Origin of the sequence: Streptomyces sp. CC228A (assembly GCF_021390935.1) — a bacterium.
Taxonomy (GTDB): domain Bacteria; phylum Actinomycetota; class Actinomycetes; order Streptomycetales; family Streptomycetaceae; genus Streptomyces.
This window is the reverse complement of the sequence record NZ_JAJPUI010000002.1, coordinates 284,882-301,476: the sequence shown is the minus strand read 5'-3', so window position 1 is coordinate 301,476 and position 16,595 is coordinate 284,882. Positions and strand designations below refer to the sequence as shown.

General features: G+C 73.5%; 13 protein-coding genes, 1 pseudogene and 1 riboswitch. Of the genes and pseudogenes, 8 read left to right on the top strand and 6 right to left on the bottom strand.

The features are described 5' to 3' along the window. Positions 1-128 precede the first annotated feature (128 nt). Positions 129-2,399 (bottom strand): glycogen debranching protein GlgX, encoded by a 2,271-nt coding sequence (gene glgX / locus L6E17_RS06770; RefSeq protein WP_236239864.1) that lies wholly within the window; start codon positions 2,397-2,399, stop codon positions 129-131. Positions 2,400-2,664: 265 nt separating this feature from the next. On the opposite strand from glgX, the gene L6E17_RS06765 reads away from it, so the two are divergent. From L6E17_RS06765 to L6E17_RS06745, 5 genes are all read left to right on the top strand, one after another. Next, a complete protein-coding gene (locus tag L6E17_RS06765) occupies positions 2,665-3,885 on the top strand; it encodes an Ig-like domain-containing protein (RefSeq protein ID WP_236239863.1) in 1,221 nt (406 codons plus the stop codon). Positions 3,886-4,068: 183 nt separating this feature from the next. Then, positions 4,069-5,322, top strand: coding sequence for an Ig-like domain-containing protein (locus L6E17_RS06760; RefSeq protein WP_236239862.1), 1,254 nt, complete (start codon positions 4,069-4,071; stop codon positions 5,320-5,322). A 93-nt stretch (positions 5,323-5,415) separates the two neighbouring features. Next, on the top strand, positions 5,416-6,183 hold the full coding sequence (locus L6E17_RS06755) for an enoyl-CoA hydratase/isomerase family protein (RefSeq protein ID WP_236239861.1): 768 nt from the start codon (positions 5,416-5,418) through the stop codon (positions 6,181-6,183). Between the two features lie 197 nt (positions 6,184-6,380). Continuing rightward, positions 6,381-6,992, top strand: coding sequence for an ATP-binding protein (locus L6E17_RS06750; RefSeq protein WP_374109008.1), 612 nt, complete (start codon positions 6,381-6,383; stop codon positions 6,990-6,992). Positions 6,993-7,407: 415 nt separating this feature from the next. Next, complete coding sequence (locus L6E17_RS06745; RefSeq protein ID WP_236240380.1) at positions 7,408-8,571, top strand: YncE family protein; 1,164 nt, start codon at positions 7,408-7,410, stop codon at positions 8,569-8,571. A gap of 30 nt (positions 8,572-8,601) precedes the next feature. Here the strand turns inward: L6E17_RS06745 and L6E17_RS06740 are convergent, their stop codons facing one another. Beyond that, positions 8,602-9,243 (bottom strand): GNAT family N-acetyltransferase, encoded by a 642-nt coding sequence (locus L6E17_RS06740; RefSeq protein WP_236239859.1) that lies wholly within the window; start codon positions 9,241-9,243, stop codon positions 8,602-8,604. 93 nt (positions 9,244-9,336) lie between these two features. Between L6E17_RS06740 and L6E17_RS06735 the strand changes: the two genes are divergently transcribed. Next, entirely contained in the window at positions 9,337-9,552 is a 216-nt protein-coding gene (locus L6E17_RS06735) for an EF-hand domain-containing protein (protein WP_236239858.1), read from the top strand. A 105-nt stretch (positions 9,553-9,657) separates the two neighbouring features. On the opposite strand, the gene L6E17_RS06730 is transcribed toward L6E17_RS06735, so the two are convergent. The 4 genes from L6E17_RS06730 to gcvT all read right to left on the bottom strand — a co-directional run bounded on the left by L6E17_RS06730 (position 9,658) and on the right by gcvT (position 14,062). Further along, a complete protein-coding gene (locus L6E17_RS06730; protein WP_236239857.1) occupies positions 9,658-11,025 on the bottom strand; it encodes an L-serine ammonia-lyase in 1,368 nt (455 codons plus the stop codon). Positions 11,026-11,178: 153 nt separating this feature from the next. Beyond that, positions 11,179-12,435, bottom strand: a complete 1,257-nt coding sequence (gene glyA / locus L6E17_RS06725; RefSeq protein ID WP_236239856.1) for a serine hydroxymethyltransferase — start codon at positions 12,433-12,435, stop codon at positions 11,179-11,181. 54 nt (positions 12,436-12,489) lie between these two features. After that, positions 12,490-12,864: a glycine cleavage system protein GcvH gene (gene gcvH / locus L6E17_RS06720; protein WP_236239855.1), complete on the bottom strand. Its 375-nt coding sequence runs from the start codon at positions 12,862-12,864 to the stop codon at positions 12,490-12,492. An 82-nt stretch (positions 12,865-12,946) separates the two neighbouring features. Beyond that, positions 12,947-14,062 (bottom strand): glycine cleavage system aminomethyltransferase GcvT, encoded by a 1,116-nt coding sequence (gene gcvT / locus L6E17_RS06715; protein WP_236239854.1) that lies wholly within the window; start codon positions 14,060-14,062, stop codon positions 12,947-12,949. Between the two features lie 172 nt (positions 14,063-14,234). Next, positions 14,235-14,339: riboswitch (glycine riboswitch) on the bottom strand. A 148-nt stretch (positions 14,340-14,487) separates the two neighbouring features. Between gcvT and L6E17_RS06710 the strand changes: the two genes are divergently transcribed. Further along, entirely contained in the window at positions 14,488-15,201 is a 714-nt protein-coding gene (locus L6E17_RS06710; protein WP_236239853.1) for an AAA family ATPase, read from the top strand. A gap of 512 nt (positions 15,202-15,713) precedes the next feature. After that, positions 15,714-16,486 (top strand): annotated as a pseudogene (locus L6E17_RS06705) (enhanced serine sensitivity protein SseB). Positions 16,487-16,595 lie beyond the last annotated feature (109 nt).

The following is a 16,595-nucleotide window of genomic DNA, read 5'->3' as shown; positions in this document are numbered from 1 at the left end:
CCCGCCCCCGCCCCGGGACTGGGTTCCCGGCGCGCCCCCGCCACGGGAAAGGGGCGCCCACACGCCCACACGCCCACACGCCCGCGCGCCCGCGCGCCCGCACGCCCGCGCGCGCCGCGGACGGGCGCCTACCCGCGCACCCGCCACAGCAGGGCCGACCTGGGCGCCACCCTCACCGCCTCCCCGCCTTCGTGCACCGTGTCCGGCGGCTCCTCCTGGTCCTCCCTCGCCGTGTCCACCACCAGTGCGTACGACTCGGCCCACGGCGGGCCCGGCAGCCGCTGCTCCACCTCCGTGTGGCCCGCGTGCAGCACCACCAGGAAGCTGTCGTCCCGGATCGGCCCGCCCCGCGCGTCCCGCCCGGGGATGTCCCTCCCCGACAGGTAGAACGCGATGGTCGACGTCGGCGCGTACCAGTCCTGCTCCGTCATCTCCACGCCCTTGGCCGTGAACCACGCCAGGTCCCGCAGCCCGTCCGCCCCCTGCGGGCGGCCCGAGAAGAACGCGCGGCGCCGCAGCACCGGGTGCGCGTGGCGCAGCTCCAGCAGCCGCCGGGTCAGCGCCAGGAGCTGCCGCGTCCACGGCTCCTCGTCCAGCAGCGACCAGTCCACCCAGCCGATCTCGTTGTCCTGGCAGTACGCGTTGTTGTTCCCGCCCTGCGTGCGGCCCAGCTCGTCCCCCGCGACCAGCATCGGCACGCCGGTCGACAGCAGCAGCGTGGTCAGCAGGTTGCGGATCTGGCGGCGGCGCAGCGCGTTGACGTCCGCGTCGTCCGTCTCGCCCTCCACGCCGCAGTTCCAGGAGCGGTTGTCGTTCGTGCCGTCCCGGTTGTCCTCGCCGTTGGCCTCGTTGTGCTTGTGCTCGTACGACACGAGGTCGCGCAGCGTGAAGCCGTCGTGCGCGGTGACGAAGTTGACCGACGCGTACGGGCGGCGCCCGCCCCACGCGTACAGGTCGCTCGACCCGGACAGCCGGTAGCCGAGGTCCCGTACGTCCGGCAGGGCGCCCCGCCAGAAGTCCCGCACCGCGTCCCGGTACCGGTCGTTCCACTCGGTCCACAGCGGCGGGAACGCCCCCACCTGGTAGCCGCCGCTGCCGACGTCCCAGGGCTCCGCGATGAGCTTGACCCGCCGCAGCACCGGGTCCTGCGCGATCACCGCGAGGAACGGCGACAGCATGTCCACGTCGTGCATCGAGCGGGCCAGCGCCGCCGCCAGGTCGAAGCGGAACCCGTCCACGCCCATCTCGGTCACCCAGTAGCGCAGCGAGTCCGTGATGAGCCGCAGCACCTGCGGCTGCACCACGTGCAGGGTGTTGCCGCAGCCGGTGTAGTCGGCGTAGCGGCGGGCGTCGCCCGCGAGCCGGTAGTAGCCGCGGTTGTCGATGCCGCGCAGCGACAGCGTCGGGCCCATCTCGTTCGCCTCGGCGGTGTGGTTGTAGACCACGTCGAGGATGACCTCGATGCCCGCGGCGTGCAGCGCCCGCACCATCCGCTTGAACTCGCCGACCTGCCCGCCGCCCGTGCCCGACGCGCTGTAGGCGCCGTGCGGGGCGAAGTAGCCGATCGAGTTGTAGCCCCAGTGGTTGCGCAGCCCCCGCCGCAGCAGGTGGTCCTCGTGGGCGAACTGGTGCACCGGCAGCAGCTCGACCGCCGTCACCCCCAGCCGCGCCAGGTGCTCCACCGCCGCCGGGTGCGCCAGGCCCGCGTACGTGCCCCGCAGCTCCTCCGGGACGCCGGGGTGGCGCATGGTGAAGCCGCGCACGTGCAGCTCGTAGATCACCGAGTCCGACCAGGGCGTCTTCGGGCGGCGGTCGTCGGCCCAGTCGTCCGGGTCGTGCACGACGACGCCCTTCGGCACGTACGGCGCCGAGTCCCGCTCGTCGCGGACCGTGTCCGCCACCCGCTGGTCCGGCCAGTCCCGCACGTGCCCGTACACCTCCGGCGGCAGCCGGAAGTCGCCGTCCACCGCGCGGGCGTACGGGTCGAGCAGCAGCTTCGCCGGGTTCCAGCGGGCGCCCGTCCACGGGTCCCACCGGCCGTGCACCCGGTACCCGTACCGCTGCCCGGGCAGCACCCCCGGCACGAAGCCGTGCCAGATCTCGTGGGTGAGCTCCGCGAGCGGCACCCGGGTCTCGGTGCCGTCCGGGGCGAACAGGCACACCTCGACGGCTTCCGCCCCGCCCGCCCACAACGCGAAGTTCGTGCCCGCCACCCCGTCGGGCCCGACCCGGTAGCGGGCCCCGAGGGGCGTGGGCGTCCCCGGCCAGGCGGGCGGCGCGGACTGCGCCCGCGTGTCGGGGCGGGCCTCCTGCCCGGGCGCGCTCCCGGCGGCTTCGGGGCCTAAGCCGTCCGGGCCCGGATGCGGCGGTGCCGTGGGCGTGGCGGGCCCCTCGGGCACGGCGCCACCGACTGACCTCTGTTCCGCTGCGCTCGACACCTGCCGGCCTCCTGCGGCTCGTCCGGCTGACGGATCCGGTCACCCGTCCCCGGGGCTCCCGGTCCTCACCGTGTTCTGCCCGAACTGTCCCGATCCCAACATGGCCGATCCCGAACACGACCCGTACAGACGTTTCCCTGCCCGGGGCGCGGTCGTTGGGCGGGCTGTGAGACGACATGGAATCCCACGGACGACACGGGTATGGGCCGGTCTGGTCGCGGCGCTGATGTGCGCGGGTCCGGCCCTCGGTCTGGCCGGGTGCGCCCCGGGCGGCGAGGCCGCGGGCGAGCGGGGGCGGGCGGACGGCGGGCCTGCCGCCGCGGACCGGGGCAAGGGCGGATCCGCCGCCGACACCATCCGGGTGACGCCGGGCGACGGGGCGGAGGGCGTGGCGCCGGGCACCCGGGTCGAGGTCCGGGTCCCCGACGGGCGGTTGGAGAGCGTACGGGTGCGCAAGGTGGAGGACGCCGAGCCCGCCGACCTGCCGGGCGCCCTCACCGGCGACGGGCTGGCCTGGCGGCCGAAGCCGGGCACCCGGCTGGCGCTCGCCGCGAAGTACCGCGTGGACGCGGTGGCCGTGGACCGGCACGGGCGCCGCTCCGCGCGGCACACCACGTTCACCACGCTTGTACCGAAGCACCGCTTCATCGGCTACTTCGCCCCGGAGAACCGCTCCACCGTCGGCACGGGCATGATCGTTTCCTTCCGGTTCAACCAGCCGGTGCGGAACCGCGCCGCCGTCGAGCGGCGCATCCGCGTCACCGCGGAGCCCGCCGTCGACATCGCCGGCCACTGGTTCGGCAGCGAGCGCCTCGACTTCCGGCCCGAGCACTACTGGGCGCCCGGCACCCGCGTCACCGTCGACCTGCGGCTGCGGGACGTGGAGGCGGCGCCCGGCGTGTACGGGATCCAGCACAAGACCGTGCGGTTCACCGTCGGGCGGGCGCAGACCTCCCTCGTCGACGCGGAGAGGCACACCATGGAGGTGCGCCGCGACGGGCGGCTCGTCGCCACGCTGCCGGTGACGGCGGGCGCGCCGAAGACGACCACGTACAACGGGAAGATGGTGGTCACCGAGTTGTTCGAGGTGACGCGGATGAACGGCGCCACCGTGGGCTTCAAGGACGCCAAGGGCAAGAGCGAGTACGACATCAAGGACGTGCCGCACGCCATGCGGCTGACCGCGTCCGGCACCTTCCTGCACGGCAACTACTGGACGCCCGCCGACGTCTTCGGCTCCGCGAACGTCAGCCACGGCTGCGTCGGGCTGCGCGACACGAAGGGCGGCGGCGGCGACACCCCCGCCGGCTGGTTCTTCGACCGGACGCTCGTCGGGGACGTCGTGGAGGTCGTCAACTCGCGCGACCGGAAGGTCGCTCCGGACAACGGCCTCGGCGGCTGGAACCTGGACTGGACGGCCTGGAAGGCGGGTTCGGCACTGCGCTGAGCGGCCCCGGCGGACGGGTGCGCCCCCCGAAAGTTGGCTATTGAAGCATTGGGACGCAACGGTGACATTCCGGGGCGCACCACAGTGCTCGCGGTGTGATTACCTGACGCGGTGCGCGCGGAGTGCAGCGCGCGGGGGTGCGGGCCGCGGCGGTGCCGGGTCCGGCGAGGGGAGAGGTGCATCGTGAGGGTGCTGCCGATATCGGGGACGGCGGCGCGGGGCGGGGCCCGGCGCCGGAGCGCCAGGGGAGCGCTGGCCGTCGCCGCAGGAACGTTGCTGCTGCTGGTGTCGGCCTGCTCGGGCGGCGGCGGCGCGGGCGGCGACGCGGACAACGCGGCCGCGGCGAAGGACACGCAGCAGGTCGACAACGCGCCGTCGCAGGCCATCGTCACCGTCGCCCCGAAGGACGGCGCGGACGGGGTGGAGACGAGCGGCGCCCTGAAGGTCACCGCGGAGAAGGGCACGCTCACCGCGGTCACCGTGACGGACTCCAAGGGCGGCAAGGTCGACGGCCGGATGTCCGCCGACGGCGCGAGCTGGCAGCCGGTCCGCCACCTGGCCGCGGCGACGACGTACAAGGTGCACGCCGTCGCCAAGGACGCCGCCGGCCGCGAGTCCGCCAAGGACACCTCCTTCACGACGCTGGTGCCCCAGAACACCTTCTTCGGCGAGTTCACGCCCGAGGACGGCTCCACGGTCGGCGTCGGCATGCCCGTGTCCCTGAAGTTCTCCCGCGGCATCACCGACCCCGAGGCCGTCGAGGCCGGCATCAAGGTGACCGCCGAGCCGTCCGTGCCGGTCGAGAGCCACTGGTTCGGCAACGACCGGCTCGACTTCCGGCCCCAGGAGTACTGGAAGCCGGGCACGAAGGTGACGCTGGCGCTGGACCTCGACGGGGTGGAGGGCCGCCCCGGCGTGTACGGCAAGCAGCGCAAGACCGTCAGCTTCACCATCGGCCGCAGCCAGGTGTCCACGGTCGACGCGAGCGCCAAGACCATGACCGTCGTCCGGGACGGCAAGGTGCTCAGGACCCTCCCGATCACCGCGGGCGCCCCGGCCACCACCACGTACAACGGGCAGATGGTCATCAGCGAGAAGTACGAGGTGACCCGGATGAACGGCGCCACCGTCGGCTTCGGCGGCGAGTACGACATCAAGGACGTGCCGCACGCGATGCGCCTGTCCACCTCGGGCACCTTCGTGCACGGCAACTACTGGGCCGCGAAGTCGACGTTCGGCTCGGCCAACGTGAGCCACGGCTGCGTCGGCCTGCACGACGTCCGGGGCGCCGGCGACCCGTCCACACCCGCCGCCTGGTTCTACGACAACTCGATCATCGGCGACGTGGTGGTCGTGAAGAACTCCCAGGACAAGCAGATCCAGCCGGACAACGGCCTCAACGGCTGGAACATGCCGTGGTCGGAGTGGATCAGGTAGGAGCGCGCCCCGCGGGTGGGCCCGGTGCCGTGGCGGGCGGCACCGGGCCCACCCGCGCTCCGGCCGCCGTTAACGACGGCTAACCTGCCCCGTATGACAGTCACTCTCGAAGTCTCCGCGGGTGTCGGCACCGTCCGCCTGGACCGGCCCCCCATGAACGCCCTGGACATCGCCACCCAGGACCGCCTCAAGGAACTCGCCGAGGAGGCCGCCAACCGCGACGACGTGCGCGCGGTGGTGCTCTACGGCGGCGAGAAGGTCTTCGCGGCCGGCGCGGACATCAAGGAGATGCAGGCCATGGACCACCGGGCCATGGTGCTGCGCGGCAAGGCCCTGCAGGACTCCTTCACCGCCGTGGCCCGCATCCCCAAGCCGGTCGTCGCCGCCGTCACCGGCTACGCCCTGGGAGGCGGCTGCGAGCTGGCGCTGTGCGCCGACTTCCGCATCGCCGCGGACAACGCGAAGCTGGGCCAGCCGGAGATCCTGCTCGGCCTCATCCCGGGGGCCGGCGGCACCCAGCGGCTGGCGCGGCTCGTCGGGCCGTCCAAGGCCAAGGACCTCATCTTCACCGGGCGGCACGTCCGGGCGGACGAGGCGCTCGCCATCGGCCTCGTCGACCGGGTCGTCCCGGCGGCCGAGGTGTACGAGCAGGCGCACGCCTGGGCCGCGAAGCTCGCCCAGGGGCCGGCGCTCGCCCTGCGCGCCGCCAAGGAGTCGGTCGACGCGGGTCTGGAGACGGACATCGACACGGGCCTGGCGATCGAACGCAACTGGTTCGCGGGCCTGTTCGCGACCGAGGACCGGGAGCGGGGCATGCGCAGCTTCGTCGAGGAGGGCCCCGGCAAGGCGAAGTTCCTTTGACATATGACCACACCGGCGGGGGCGGCGCCGCGGAAAGCGGCCGATCCGGGTGGCGGAAACGGTCCGTTACCGGTTCAGTCCTGCGGGTGGTTTGAGGCGGCCTCAAGCCCGCCTTGAGCCAGGTGTGCCCGAATCTGTCCGTGATCATGGCCGAACGGTGTGTCACCGCAGGTCAGCACGGGCGGAGCGGGTCTCCGTTGCCCCCGTCATATGCTGCACGCCCCTCCCCTGGGTGCGGGTCCCGCGGCGGCGATTCCCGCGGAACCGCCCCGCGCGGCACGCCGGACGGTCATGATGGGGGCATGGCGGGGCTGGAAGGTGTGGAGCAACCATGGCAGCGCGGCAGCGCCACCACCGCGCGGTGGATGCCCACGGCGGATGACGAGCAGGCGCTGAAGGCGCTGGAGCAGTACGGCGACCCGACGGTCGAGGAAGTGCAGATGCCGTCCCGCCCCCAGTCCGCCGCCCTGGCCCGCAGGATGGTGCATCACGTCGTCCTGCGGGAGTGGTCGCTCGGCCCGCAGATCGCCGAGGACACTGTCCTGCTCGTCTCCGAGCTCGTCGGGAACGCCGTGCGCCACACCGGCGCCCGCGTCTTCGGCCTGCGCATGCGGCGCGGCCGGGGCCGCATCCGGGTCGAGGTGCGCGACCCCTCGCGCGGACTGCCCTGCCTCATGCCGGTGCGGGAGACGGACATCAGCGGGCGCGGCCTGTTCCTGGTGGACAAGCTCTCCGACCGCTGGGGCGTGGACCTGCTGCCCCGCGGCAAGAACACGTGGTTCGAGATGCGGGTCGCCGACCGGGGATAGTCCAGAGCCACCGCACGGCCCACCAAGCCCCGCTCCCGCCGCACCCGCCGGGCCCGTCGTCCCGTATCCGCTGGCGTCCCGCGTCCGGTGGCGCCCCGCGCGCTCCGCGCACCCCGTCCACCGCACCCTCCGCCCGGTCCGGCGCCCACCCGCCGGCCGCCCCCGCCGCTGCGCCGGACGCACGGAAGCCCCCTGCATGCCGTGGTGACGGCGCCGCACGGGGGCTTCTGCACATGAGCGCCCCGAACGGGAAAGGGGTGTGTCCGACGGCGCTGTCGACGACCTGGCCCGGGTCATGGGGGTCGCAGGGCCGACTATGGCAGACGGGGGGCGTTGCCACCAAAAAACGGCACATGACGGGTCAATCGGTATGTTCCGTACCGCATCGCTCTTAAATGGTCAGGTGACCGTGCACATGATGAAACGCCCCTCGATCCTGCTCGCGGCCGCCGTCCTCGCCGCCCTCGCCTCGGGCTGCGGCTCGGCGAGCGAACCGGCCGCCCCCGAGGCCGCCGCGCCCCCCGTACCGAAGAAGCCCGCCGCCCCCGCCGGACTGCCGGGCATGCCCCCGGTCCTCGACGCCAAGGACATCTACGCCGCCGACCGGCCGAACAAGCTGTCGCCGGTCGTCAAGGACTTCCCGTCCCGGGTCTACGTGCCCAACACGCTGTCCAACACCGTCACCGTCATCGACCCGAAGACCTACAAGGTCGTCGAGACCATCCCGGTCGGCAAGCACCCGCAGCACGTCGTGCCCTCCTGGGACCTGAAGACCCTCTGGGTCAACAACAACCAGGGCCACACCCTCACCCCCATCGACCCCGCGACCGGCAAGCGCGGCAAGGACGTGGAGGTCCACGACCCGTACAACCTGTACTTCACGCCGAACGGCAAGTACGCGGTCGTCATGGCCTCACTGGACCGCGAGCTGGTCTTCCGCGACCCGCACACCATGAAGCGCGTCCACACGGAGCCGGTCTCCTGCTACGGCGTGAACCACGCCGACTTCTCCGCGGACGGCCGCTACTTCATCGTGTCCTGCGAGTTCTCCGGCGAACTGCTGAAGGTCGACACGCAGAAGATGAAGGTCGTCGGCCAGCAGAAGCTGCCCTTCAACGGGGCCATGCCGCAGGACGTCAAGCTCTCCCCGGACGGCAAGACCTTCTACATCGCCGACATGATGGCGCACGGCATGTGGGTCCTGGACGGCGACAAGTTCACCACCCCGACGCTGCTGCCCACCGGCAAGGGCTGCCACGGCCTGTACGTCTCCCGGGACTCCAAGGAGATGTACGTCCCGAACCGCGGGGAGGGCTCCGTCTCGGTCTTCGACTTCACGAAGAACAAGCTCACCAAGAAGTGGTGGCTGCCCGACGGCGGCTCACCGGACATGGGCGGCGTCTCCGCGGACGGCAAGGTCCTGTGGCTCTCCGGCCGGTACGACTCCGAGGTGTACGCCATCGACACCACGACCGGCAAGCAACTGGCCCGCATCCCCGTCGGCGACGGCCCCCACGGCCTGGCCGTCTACCCCCAGCCCGGCCGCTACTCCCTGGGCCACACCGGCGTCTTCCGCTGAACCCGCCAGGCCCGGGGCCGGCCCGCGGCGTCAGCCCGCCGTCAGCAGCACCTCCGCGCACACCGGCCGGTAGCCCGCCGTCTGGAAGGCGCGCACGCTGCGGGCGTTGCCGGGCGACGCCTGCGCCCACACGCGGCCGCCCGGCACGAGATGCCGGGCGGCCAGGGCCAGCCGGGCGCCCAGGCCCCGGCCGCGCGCCTCCGCGTCCACCTCCACCGCGCACTCCCAGCGGCCCGGCACCCCCCGGCCCAGGACCACCACGCCGCCCTCGTCCGCCCGCCATACCCGCACGTCGTCGCGGTGCGCACGGGCCCGTACGACCCGCGGGTGGCCGGGGTCCTCGATCTCCCGCAACCCCACCGGGGGTTCGCCCGGCAGCCGGTCCGCGACGCTCAGCAGGTCGACGCCGTCCGTCCACCGCCCCGTACGGTCCATCAGCGCGGTGAGGAAGCGGGGGTTCACGGCGGCCGCCAGCGGGTCCCTCCCCACGGCCGCCAACCGGGCGCGCACCCAGGCGGGGTCCTCGTCGACGAACACCACCGAGTGCGCGGTGAAGGCCGGCACCCCCGCGTCCCGCGGACCCGGCTGCGGGACGACCGCCACGGAGCCGTCAGGCGGCGGGAACACGCCCCGCGCGGCCGCGGCCAGTACGCGTCCCACTGCGTCGCTCATGCGCCCATCCTCACCGATGGGGCCCAGGAGGCGCCGCCCGGTCCAGCCGGTACGCTGACCGCCGTACAGCAGGTATCACTAAGGGGTGGAGCGATGGCGGACATCGAGGCCGCGCGCAAGGCTTTCGACCGGTTCGACGCGGACGGCGACGGGTTCATCACGGCCGCCGAGTACAAGAGCGTCATGGCGCAGCTGGGCGACTTCAACGTCACCGAGCCCGTGGCCCAGGCCGTCATCAACGCGCAGGACGCCAACGGCGACGGGCAGCTGAGCTGGGACGAGTTCTGGACCCGCGTCAGCAGGGCCTGAGCACCCCGGCCGGCCCGCCCGGCCGAGCACCGCCGCGGCCACCCGGTGTCGCACCGGGTGGCCGCCGCGTGTGACGGGCCCCCGGGGGCACCGGGGGCCGCCTCCTCAGCACTCGATGATGTTCACCGCGAGCCCGCCGCGCGCGGTCTCCTTGTACTTGACCGACATGTCGGCGCCGGTGTCCTTCATCGTCTTGATGACCTTGTCCAGGGACACCTTGTGCGTGCCGTCGCCGCGCATCGCCATCCGCGCCGCCGTGACCGCCTTCACCGCGGCCATGCCGTTGCGCTCGATGCACGGGATCTGCACCAGGCCGCCGACCGGGTCGCAGGTCAGGCCCAGGTTGTGCTCCATGCCGATCTCGGCGGCGTTCTCCACCTGCTCCGGCGAACCGCCCATCACCTCGGCGAGGGCGCCCGCCGCCATCGAGCAGGCCGAGCCGACCTCGCCCTGGCAGCCGACCTCCGCGCCGGAGATGGAGGCGTTCTCCTTGAAGAGCATGCCGATCGCGCCCGCCGCCAGCAGGAAGCGCACCACGCCGTCCTCGTCGGCGCCCGGCACGAAGTTCACGTAGTAGTGCAGGACCGCCGGGATGATGCCGGCGGCGCCGTTCGTCGGCGCGGTCACGACGCGCCCGCCCGCCGCGTTCTCCTCGTTCACGGCCATCGCGTAGAGCGTGATCCACTCCATGGACAGCGCCAGCGGGTCGCCCTCGGAGCGCAGCTTGCGGGCGGTGGTGGCGGCGCGGCGGCGGACCCGCAGGCCGCCCGGGAGGATGCCCTCGCGGGACATGCCGCGGTCGACGCACTCCCGCATGACCCGCCAGATCTCCAGGAGTCCCTCGCGGATCTCCTGCTCGGTGCGCCACGCCTTCTCGTTCTCCAGCATCAGCGCGGAGATCGACAGGCCGGTCTCGCGGGTGAGGCGCAGCAGCTCGTCCCCGGTGCGGAAGGGGTACTTCAGGGACGTGTCGTCGAGCTTGATCCGGTCGGCGCCGACCGCGTCCTCGTCGACGACGAACCCGCCGCCCACCGAGTAGTACGTCTTCTCCAGCAGCGCAGCGCCGTCGGCGTCGTACGCCCACAGGGTCATGCCGTTGGCGTGGTAGGGGAGCGCCTTGCGGCGGTGCAGGACGAGGTCCTCGTCGAAGTCGAAGGCGATCTCGTGGGCGCCCAGGAGGTTGATCCGCCGCGCGGCCCTGATCGCCTCGACCCGGTCGTCCGCGGACTCCACGTCGACCGTGCGGGGCGATGCGCCCTCCAGACCGAGGAGGACCGCCTTGGGGGTGCCGTGCCCGTGTCCGGTGGCGCCGAGGGAGCCGTACAGCTCGCACCGCACGGAAGCGGTGGCGGCCAGCACGCCCTCGTTCTTGAGGCGGCGCACGAACATCCGGGCGGCCCGCATCGGGCCGACGGTGTGGGAGCTGGACGGCCCGATGCCGATCGAGAACAGGTCGAAGACCGAGATGGCCACGGGGGGACTCCTTGGGTGGTAGACGCCGCTGTCTGCCGGTGGGGTGGTGCGGGTCGGGGCTGGGGTGGTGGTGCCTGGGCACGGGACGGGGCACCGCACTCACCGTGTCAGTGTGCGCGGTGCCCCGGCAAATAGTCCGTTACGTGCCGAACGTCACAGGCTGGGGTACAGCGGGTGCTTCCCGGCGAGGGTCTCGACCCGGGCGCGCAGCGCGGCGGCGTCGTAGGCCGGCTTCAGGGTCTCGGCGATGATGTCCGCGACCTCCCGGAAGTCCTCCGCCTGGAAGCCGCGGGTGGCCAGCGCCGGGGTGCCGATCCGCAGGCCCGAGGTGACCATCGGGGGCCGCGGGTCGTTCGGGATCGCGTTCCGGTTGACCGTGATGCCGACCTCGTGGAGGCGGTCCTCGGCCTGCTGGCCGTCCAGCTCGCTGTTGCGCAGGTCCACCAGGACCAGGTGCACGTCGGTGCCGCCGGACAGGACGTCCACGCCCACGGCCTTGACGTCGTCCCGGACGAGGCGCTCGGCGAGGATGCGGGCGCCCTCCACCGTGCGCTGCTGGCGCTCCTTGAACTCCTCGCTCGCCGCGACCTTGAAGGCGACCGCCTTCGCCGCGATGACGTGCTCCAGCGGGCCGCCCTGCTGGCCGGGGAAGACCGCGGAGTTGATCTTCTTGGCGAGCTCGGCCGTGGAGAGGATCACACCGCCGCGCGGGCCGCCCAGGGTCTTGTGGGTGGTCGTGGTGACCACGTGGGCGTGCGGCACCGGGTTGGGGTGCAGCCCGGCGGCGACCAGGCCCGCGAAGTGGGCCATGTCGACCATCAGGTACGCGCCGACCTCGTCCGCGATCCGGCGGAACGCGGGGAAGTCCAGCTGGCGCGGGTAGGCGGACCAGCCGGCCACGATCAGCTTCGGCTTGGACTCCTTGGCGAGGCGCTCGACCTCCGCCATGTCGACCACGCCGGTCTCGTCCACGTGGTACGCGACCACGTTGTAGAGCTTGCCGGAGAAGTTGATCTTCATGCCGTGGGTCAGGTGCCCGCCGTGCGCGAGGTTCAGACCCATGATCGTGTCGCCCGGCTTCAGCAGCGCGAACATCGCCGCCGCGTTGGCCTGGGCGCCCGAGTGCGGCTGCACGTTCGCGTGCTCGGCGCCGAAGAGGTCCTTGATGCGGTCGATGGCGATCTGCTCGACCACGTCGACGTGCTCGCAGCCGCCGTAGTAGCGGCGGCCGGGGTAGCCCTCGGCGTACTTGTTGGTGAGGACGGAGCCCTGGGCCTCCATGACCGCGACCGGAGCGAAGTTCTCCGAGGCGATCATCTCAAGGGTGTTCTGCTGGCGGCGGAGCTCGGCGTCGACGGCGGCGGCGACGTCCGGGTCCAGCTCGTGGAGAGGGGTGTTCAGAAGCGACATCACGCGGTCCCTACGGGTGGGTGAAGGTGTCGGGTGTCCGGGTGCGGCGGCCGGTCAGCCGGCGTACTCGGTGTACTCGTCGGCGGAGAGCAGGCCCTCGGGCTCCTCCGTGACGCGCACCTTGAACAGCCAGCCGCCCTCGAAGGGGGCGGTGTTGACCAGGGAGGGGTCGTCCACGACCTCCTGGTTGACCTCGGTGATCTCACCGGTCACCGGCGAGTAGAGGTCGCTGACGGACTTGGTGGACTCCAGCTCGCCGCAGGTCTCGTTGGCGGTGACCGTCTCGCCGACCTCGGGGAGCTGGACGTACACGACGTCGCCCAGGGCGTTCGCCGCGTGCTCCGTGATGCCGACCGTCGAGACGCCGTCCTCGGCGGCCGACAGCCACTCGTGCTCCTTGCTGTAGCGCAGCTCGGTGGGGTTGCTCATGACGTGAATTCTCCTGTACGCGGGGGACTGGTGAGGAACGGGGGCGCACGCGGGCGCGAGCGTCGCTTTTGACGCCTTTATGTCACTTCTGGCGCTTGTAGAACGGCAGCGCCACGACCTCGTACGGCTCGCTGGTGCCGCGGATGTCGACACCGACGCCCGCCGTGCCGGGGGCGGCGTGGGCCGCGTCGACGTACGCCATGGCGATCGGCTTGCCCAGCGTGGGGGAGGGGGCGCCGGAGGTGACCCGGCCGACGACCTCGCCGCCCGCGACCACGTCCATCCCGGCGCGCGGCACCCGGCGGCCCTCGGCGACCAGCCCGACCAGCTTGCGCGGCGGCGCCGACTCGGCGCGCTCGGCGGCGGCCGCGAGCGCCGCGCGGCCCACGAAGTCGCCGGCCTTCTCGAACTTCACGACCCGCCCGAGGCCCGCGTCGAACGGGGTCAGCTCCGTGGTCAGCTCCTGCCCGTACAGCGGCATGCCCGCCTCCAGGCGCAGCGTGTCCCGGCAGGACAGGCCGCAGGGGATGAGCCCGACCGGGGCGCCCGCCTCGGTGAGGGCCCGCCACAGCGGCTCGGCGTGCTCCGGCGCCACGAACAGTTCGAAGCCGTCCTCCCCGGTGTAGCCGGTACGGGCGATCAGCGCGGGCACGCCCGCGACCGTGCCGGGCAGGCCGGCGTAGTACTTCAGGCCGTCCAGGTCCGCGTCGGTGAGGGACTTCAGGATGCCGGGTGACTCGGGGCCCTGGACGGCGATGAGCGCGTACGCGTCGCGGTCGTCGCGCACCTCGGCGTCGAAGCCGGCCGCGCGCTCGGTCAGCGCGTCCAGCACGACCTGTGCGTTCGAGGCGTTGGCGACGACCATGTACTCCTGCTCTTGGAGCCGGTACACGATCAGGTCGTCGAGGATGCCGCCGTCCTCCCGGCAGATCATCGTGTAGCGGGCGCGGCCGGTGCCGACACCGCCGATGTTGCCGACGAGCGCGTAGTCCAGCAGGTCCGCGGCCTGCGGGCCCGTCACGGTGATCTCGCCCATGTGGGAGAGGTCGAAGAGGCCGGCCCTCGTACGGACGGCCTGGTGCTCGTCGCGCTCGCTGCCGTACCGCAGCGGCATGTCCCAGCCGGCGAAGTCGGTCATGGTGGCGCCCAGCGAACGATGCAGCGCATCAAGGGCCGTACGGCGCGGGGAAGTGCTCATGTAAGGGGGCTCCCAGGTCCAGGGGGCGGCAATGGCGAGGACGATTCCTCCCCATCTGTCATCGGAACCTGAGAGGTTCGCCGTGACCCGCGGGAGGACCCGCCGGGCGCGGCTTGCACCTTGGGTGGAGCCGTCCGCCCGGAACGGGGGGCGGCTCGCTTTTCAGATCTGCCTCACCCGTGCGGTGCGGGGCCTGAGAGATTCAAGGGAGGGACTTGCTCCTTCGGCGCCCGGGCCAGCGACTGCGGCTGGTCCGGAACTCTCCCGCACGGATTCGATCGGCCGGTATGCGGTTGTCGGCGCGCACATCATTGCACGAGGGTCCCGATCGGCAAACCCTCGACTTGTCGGCAAATCACTTGAGACTTATTACCGGTTCTTTACACTTCGTGGGCAGGCTGTGGAAAGCCGACCCGGGAGGGGCCATGACATTGCAGCGGTCCGAGGCGTACGCCGTGACCGCGGGGGTGCCCGCGCCGTCCGGGCTGCCCGCCCGCGGCGACACCACCGCCGTCCCGCTCCCCGCGGGCGGCGCACCCCTGTGTGCGGGCGCCCCGCCGACGGCCGCCGCCGTGCTGCGCGACCTGCGCGACCGGGCCGGGCGGGGCCCCCGGGAGCTGGTCTTCGCGGAGGGCGACCTCGTGGTGGTGTCCGGGCTGCCGGGCAGCGGCAAGTCCACGCTGATGCGGCGCGCCGTGCCCGGCCGCGCCGTCGACTCCCAGGACGTCCGCGAGCGCTGGGAGCGCAGGGTCCCCCGGATCGTCCCGTACGCGGTCTACCGCCCGCTCGTACGGGCCGCCCACTACGCCGGGCTGTGGAGCGCCCTGCGCTCCGGCCGCAGCCTCGTCGTCCACGACTGCGGCACCCAGTCCTGGGTCCGCCGCTGGCTCGCCCGGGAGGCCAGGCGGCGGGGCCGCACGCTGCACCTGCTGCTGCTCGACGTGGACCCCGACACCGCCCGCGCGGGCCAGCGCGAGCGGGGCCGCGGCGTCTCCGCGTACGCCTTCGCCCGGCACCGCGGGGCCGTCGCCCGGCTGCTGCGCGACGCCGAGCGGGGCGTGCTGCCGGGCGGCTGCGCCTCCGCGGTGCTGCTCGACCGGGCGGCCGCCGGCGCACTGACCCGCATCACCTTCGGCTGACGACGGCGGGGCCCGGGGCTGCCGCCCGGCTGGGGCGTCCGCGACCGGAGCCGGCCGCCCGGTGGGGCGGACCGCCCACTCCGCCCGGCGGGCGTGCCCCGCCTGCCCATCGGGCCGGTCCCCTCCGCGGTGCCGGCCCCCGGGGCCGGAACCGGCGGGTGCCCTGCTGCCGACCCGGCCCGCAGCGGCGCTCCGCCCGGGACCGCCCCGGACTCCACGACGGCCCTCGGCCCACCACGGCAGCCCCGCCCCGCGGCACCCCGCCGACATCTCCCGCCCGGGCCCGGCCGCCGCTCGGCCGCCGCCGGCCTGGTCGGCCGGGCGGGCACAGGCCACCCCGGCCGCCGCGCGGCCGCCGCGCCGCCGACCGGGCGGGCACAGACCACCCCGGCCGCCGGGGCTGTTCCGGCCGCCGCAACCGCCCCCGCCGCCCCGGCCGACCGCCCCCGCGGGCCGTCGCGCTAGGGTGCTGCGGAGACCCAAGTGCCCCGCGCGGGAAGGGATGGAGCGCCTTGGACCACGCAGCAGCCGCCACCGCCTGGCCCGCCAACGAGCTCGAAGAGGTCCTCGCCGCCTCCGTCGGCCACCCCGGCGCGGGACCGCGCATCGGCGAGGTCCTCGGCCGCAGCCACGTGTGGGTGCCCCTCCCCAAGGGCGGCGGCCCCGACAGCGCCGGTCCCGGCGGCCCCGGACTCGACCTGCCGACGCTGGAGGTCGACGGACAGCCGTACGTGCCCGTCTTCAGCTCCGAGGCGCAGCTGCGCGCCTGCGCCGGCGACCACATGGCCTTCGCCGTGGCGCCCGCCGTGGAGGTCGCCCGCGGGCTCCCGCCGCAGCTCGGCATCGCCGTGAACCCCGGCGGCGCCGTCGGCGTGCCGCTGCCGCCGCCGGCCGTCGCCGAGCTGTGCCGCGCCGGGCGCAGCCCGCTGGACGGCCCCGCGACCGGGGCCGCGTCCGCCTCTTCGAGCCGGACTGGAAGGACGACCCCGTCGACTTCCTCGCCGCGGCCGGCCAGGAGTTCGAGGCCGCGGGCCTCGTCCTCACCGCCCGCCGCGCCCTCGCGAGCATCGAGGGCGACCCGCCCGCCCTCTTCGTCGGCGTCCAGCTCTCGTCGTGGGGGGACGCCGACCGCACCGCCCCGCTGGACGCCCTGGGCCGGGCCCTCGGCCGGGTCCCGGTGCCCTGGCCGGTGAACCTCATCCTGCTCGACGTCGCGCAGGACCCCGTCGGCGACTGGATGCGCGAGAAGGTCCGCCCCTTCTACGACCGCGCCCCCGCGTCCTGACCGCCGCCCGCCCCCGCCGACCGGCGGAACACGGCGCCTGGGCGGCGCCCCGCGCCGGGCGGCCGCTTAAGCTGGACCGGACACCACGCGGAACGAGGGGCGGGATCCA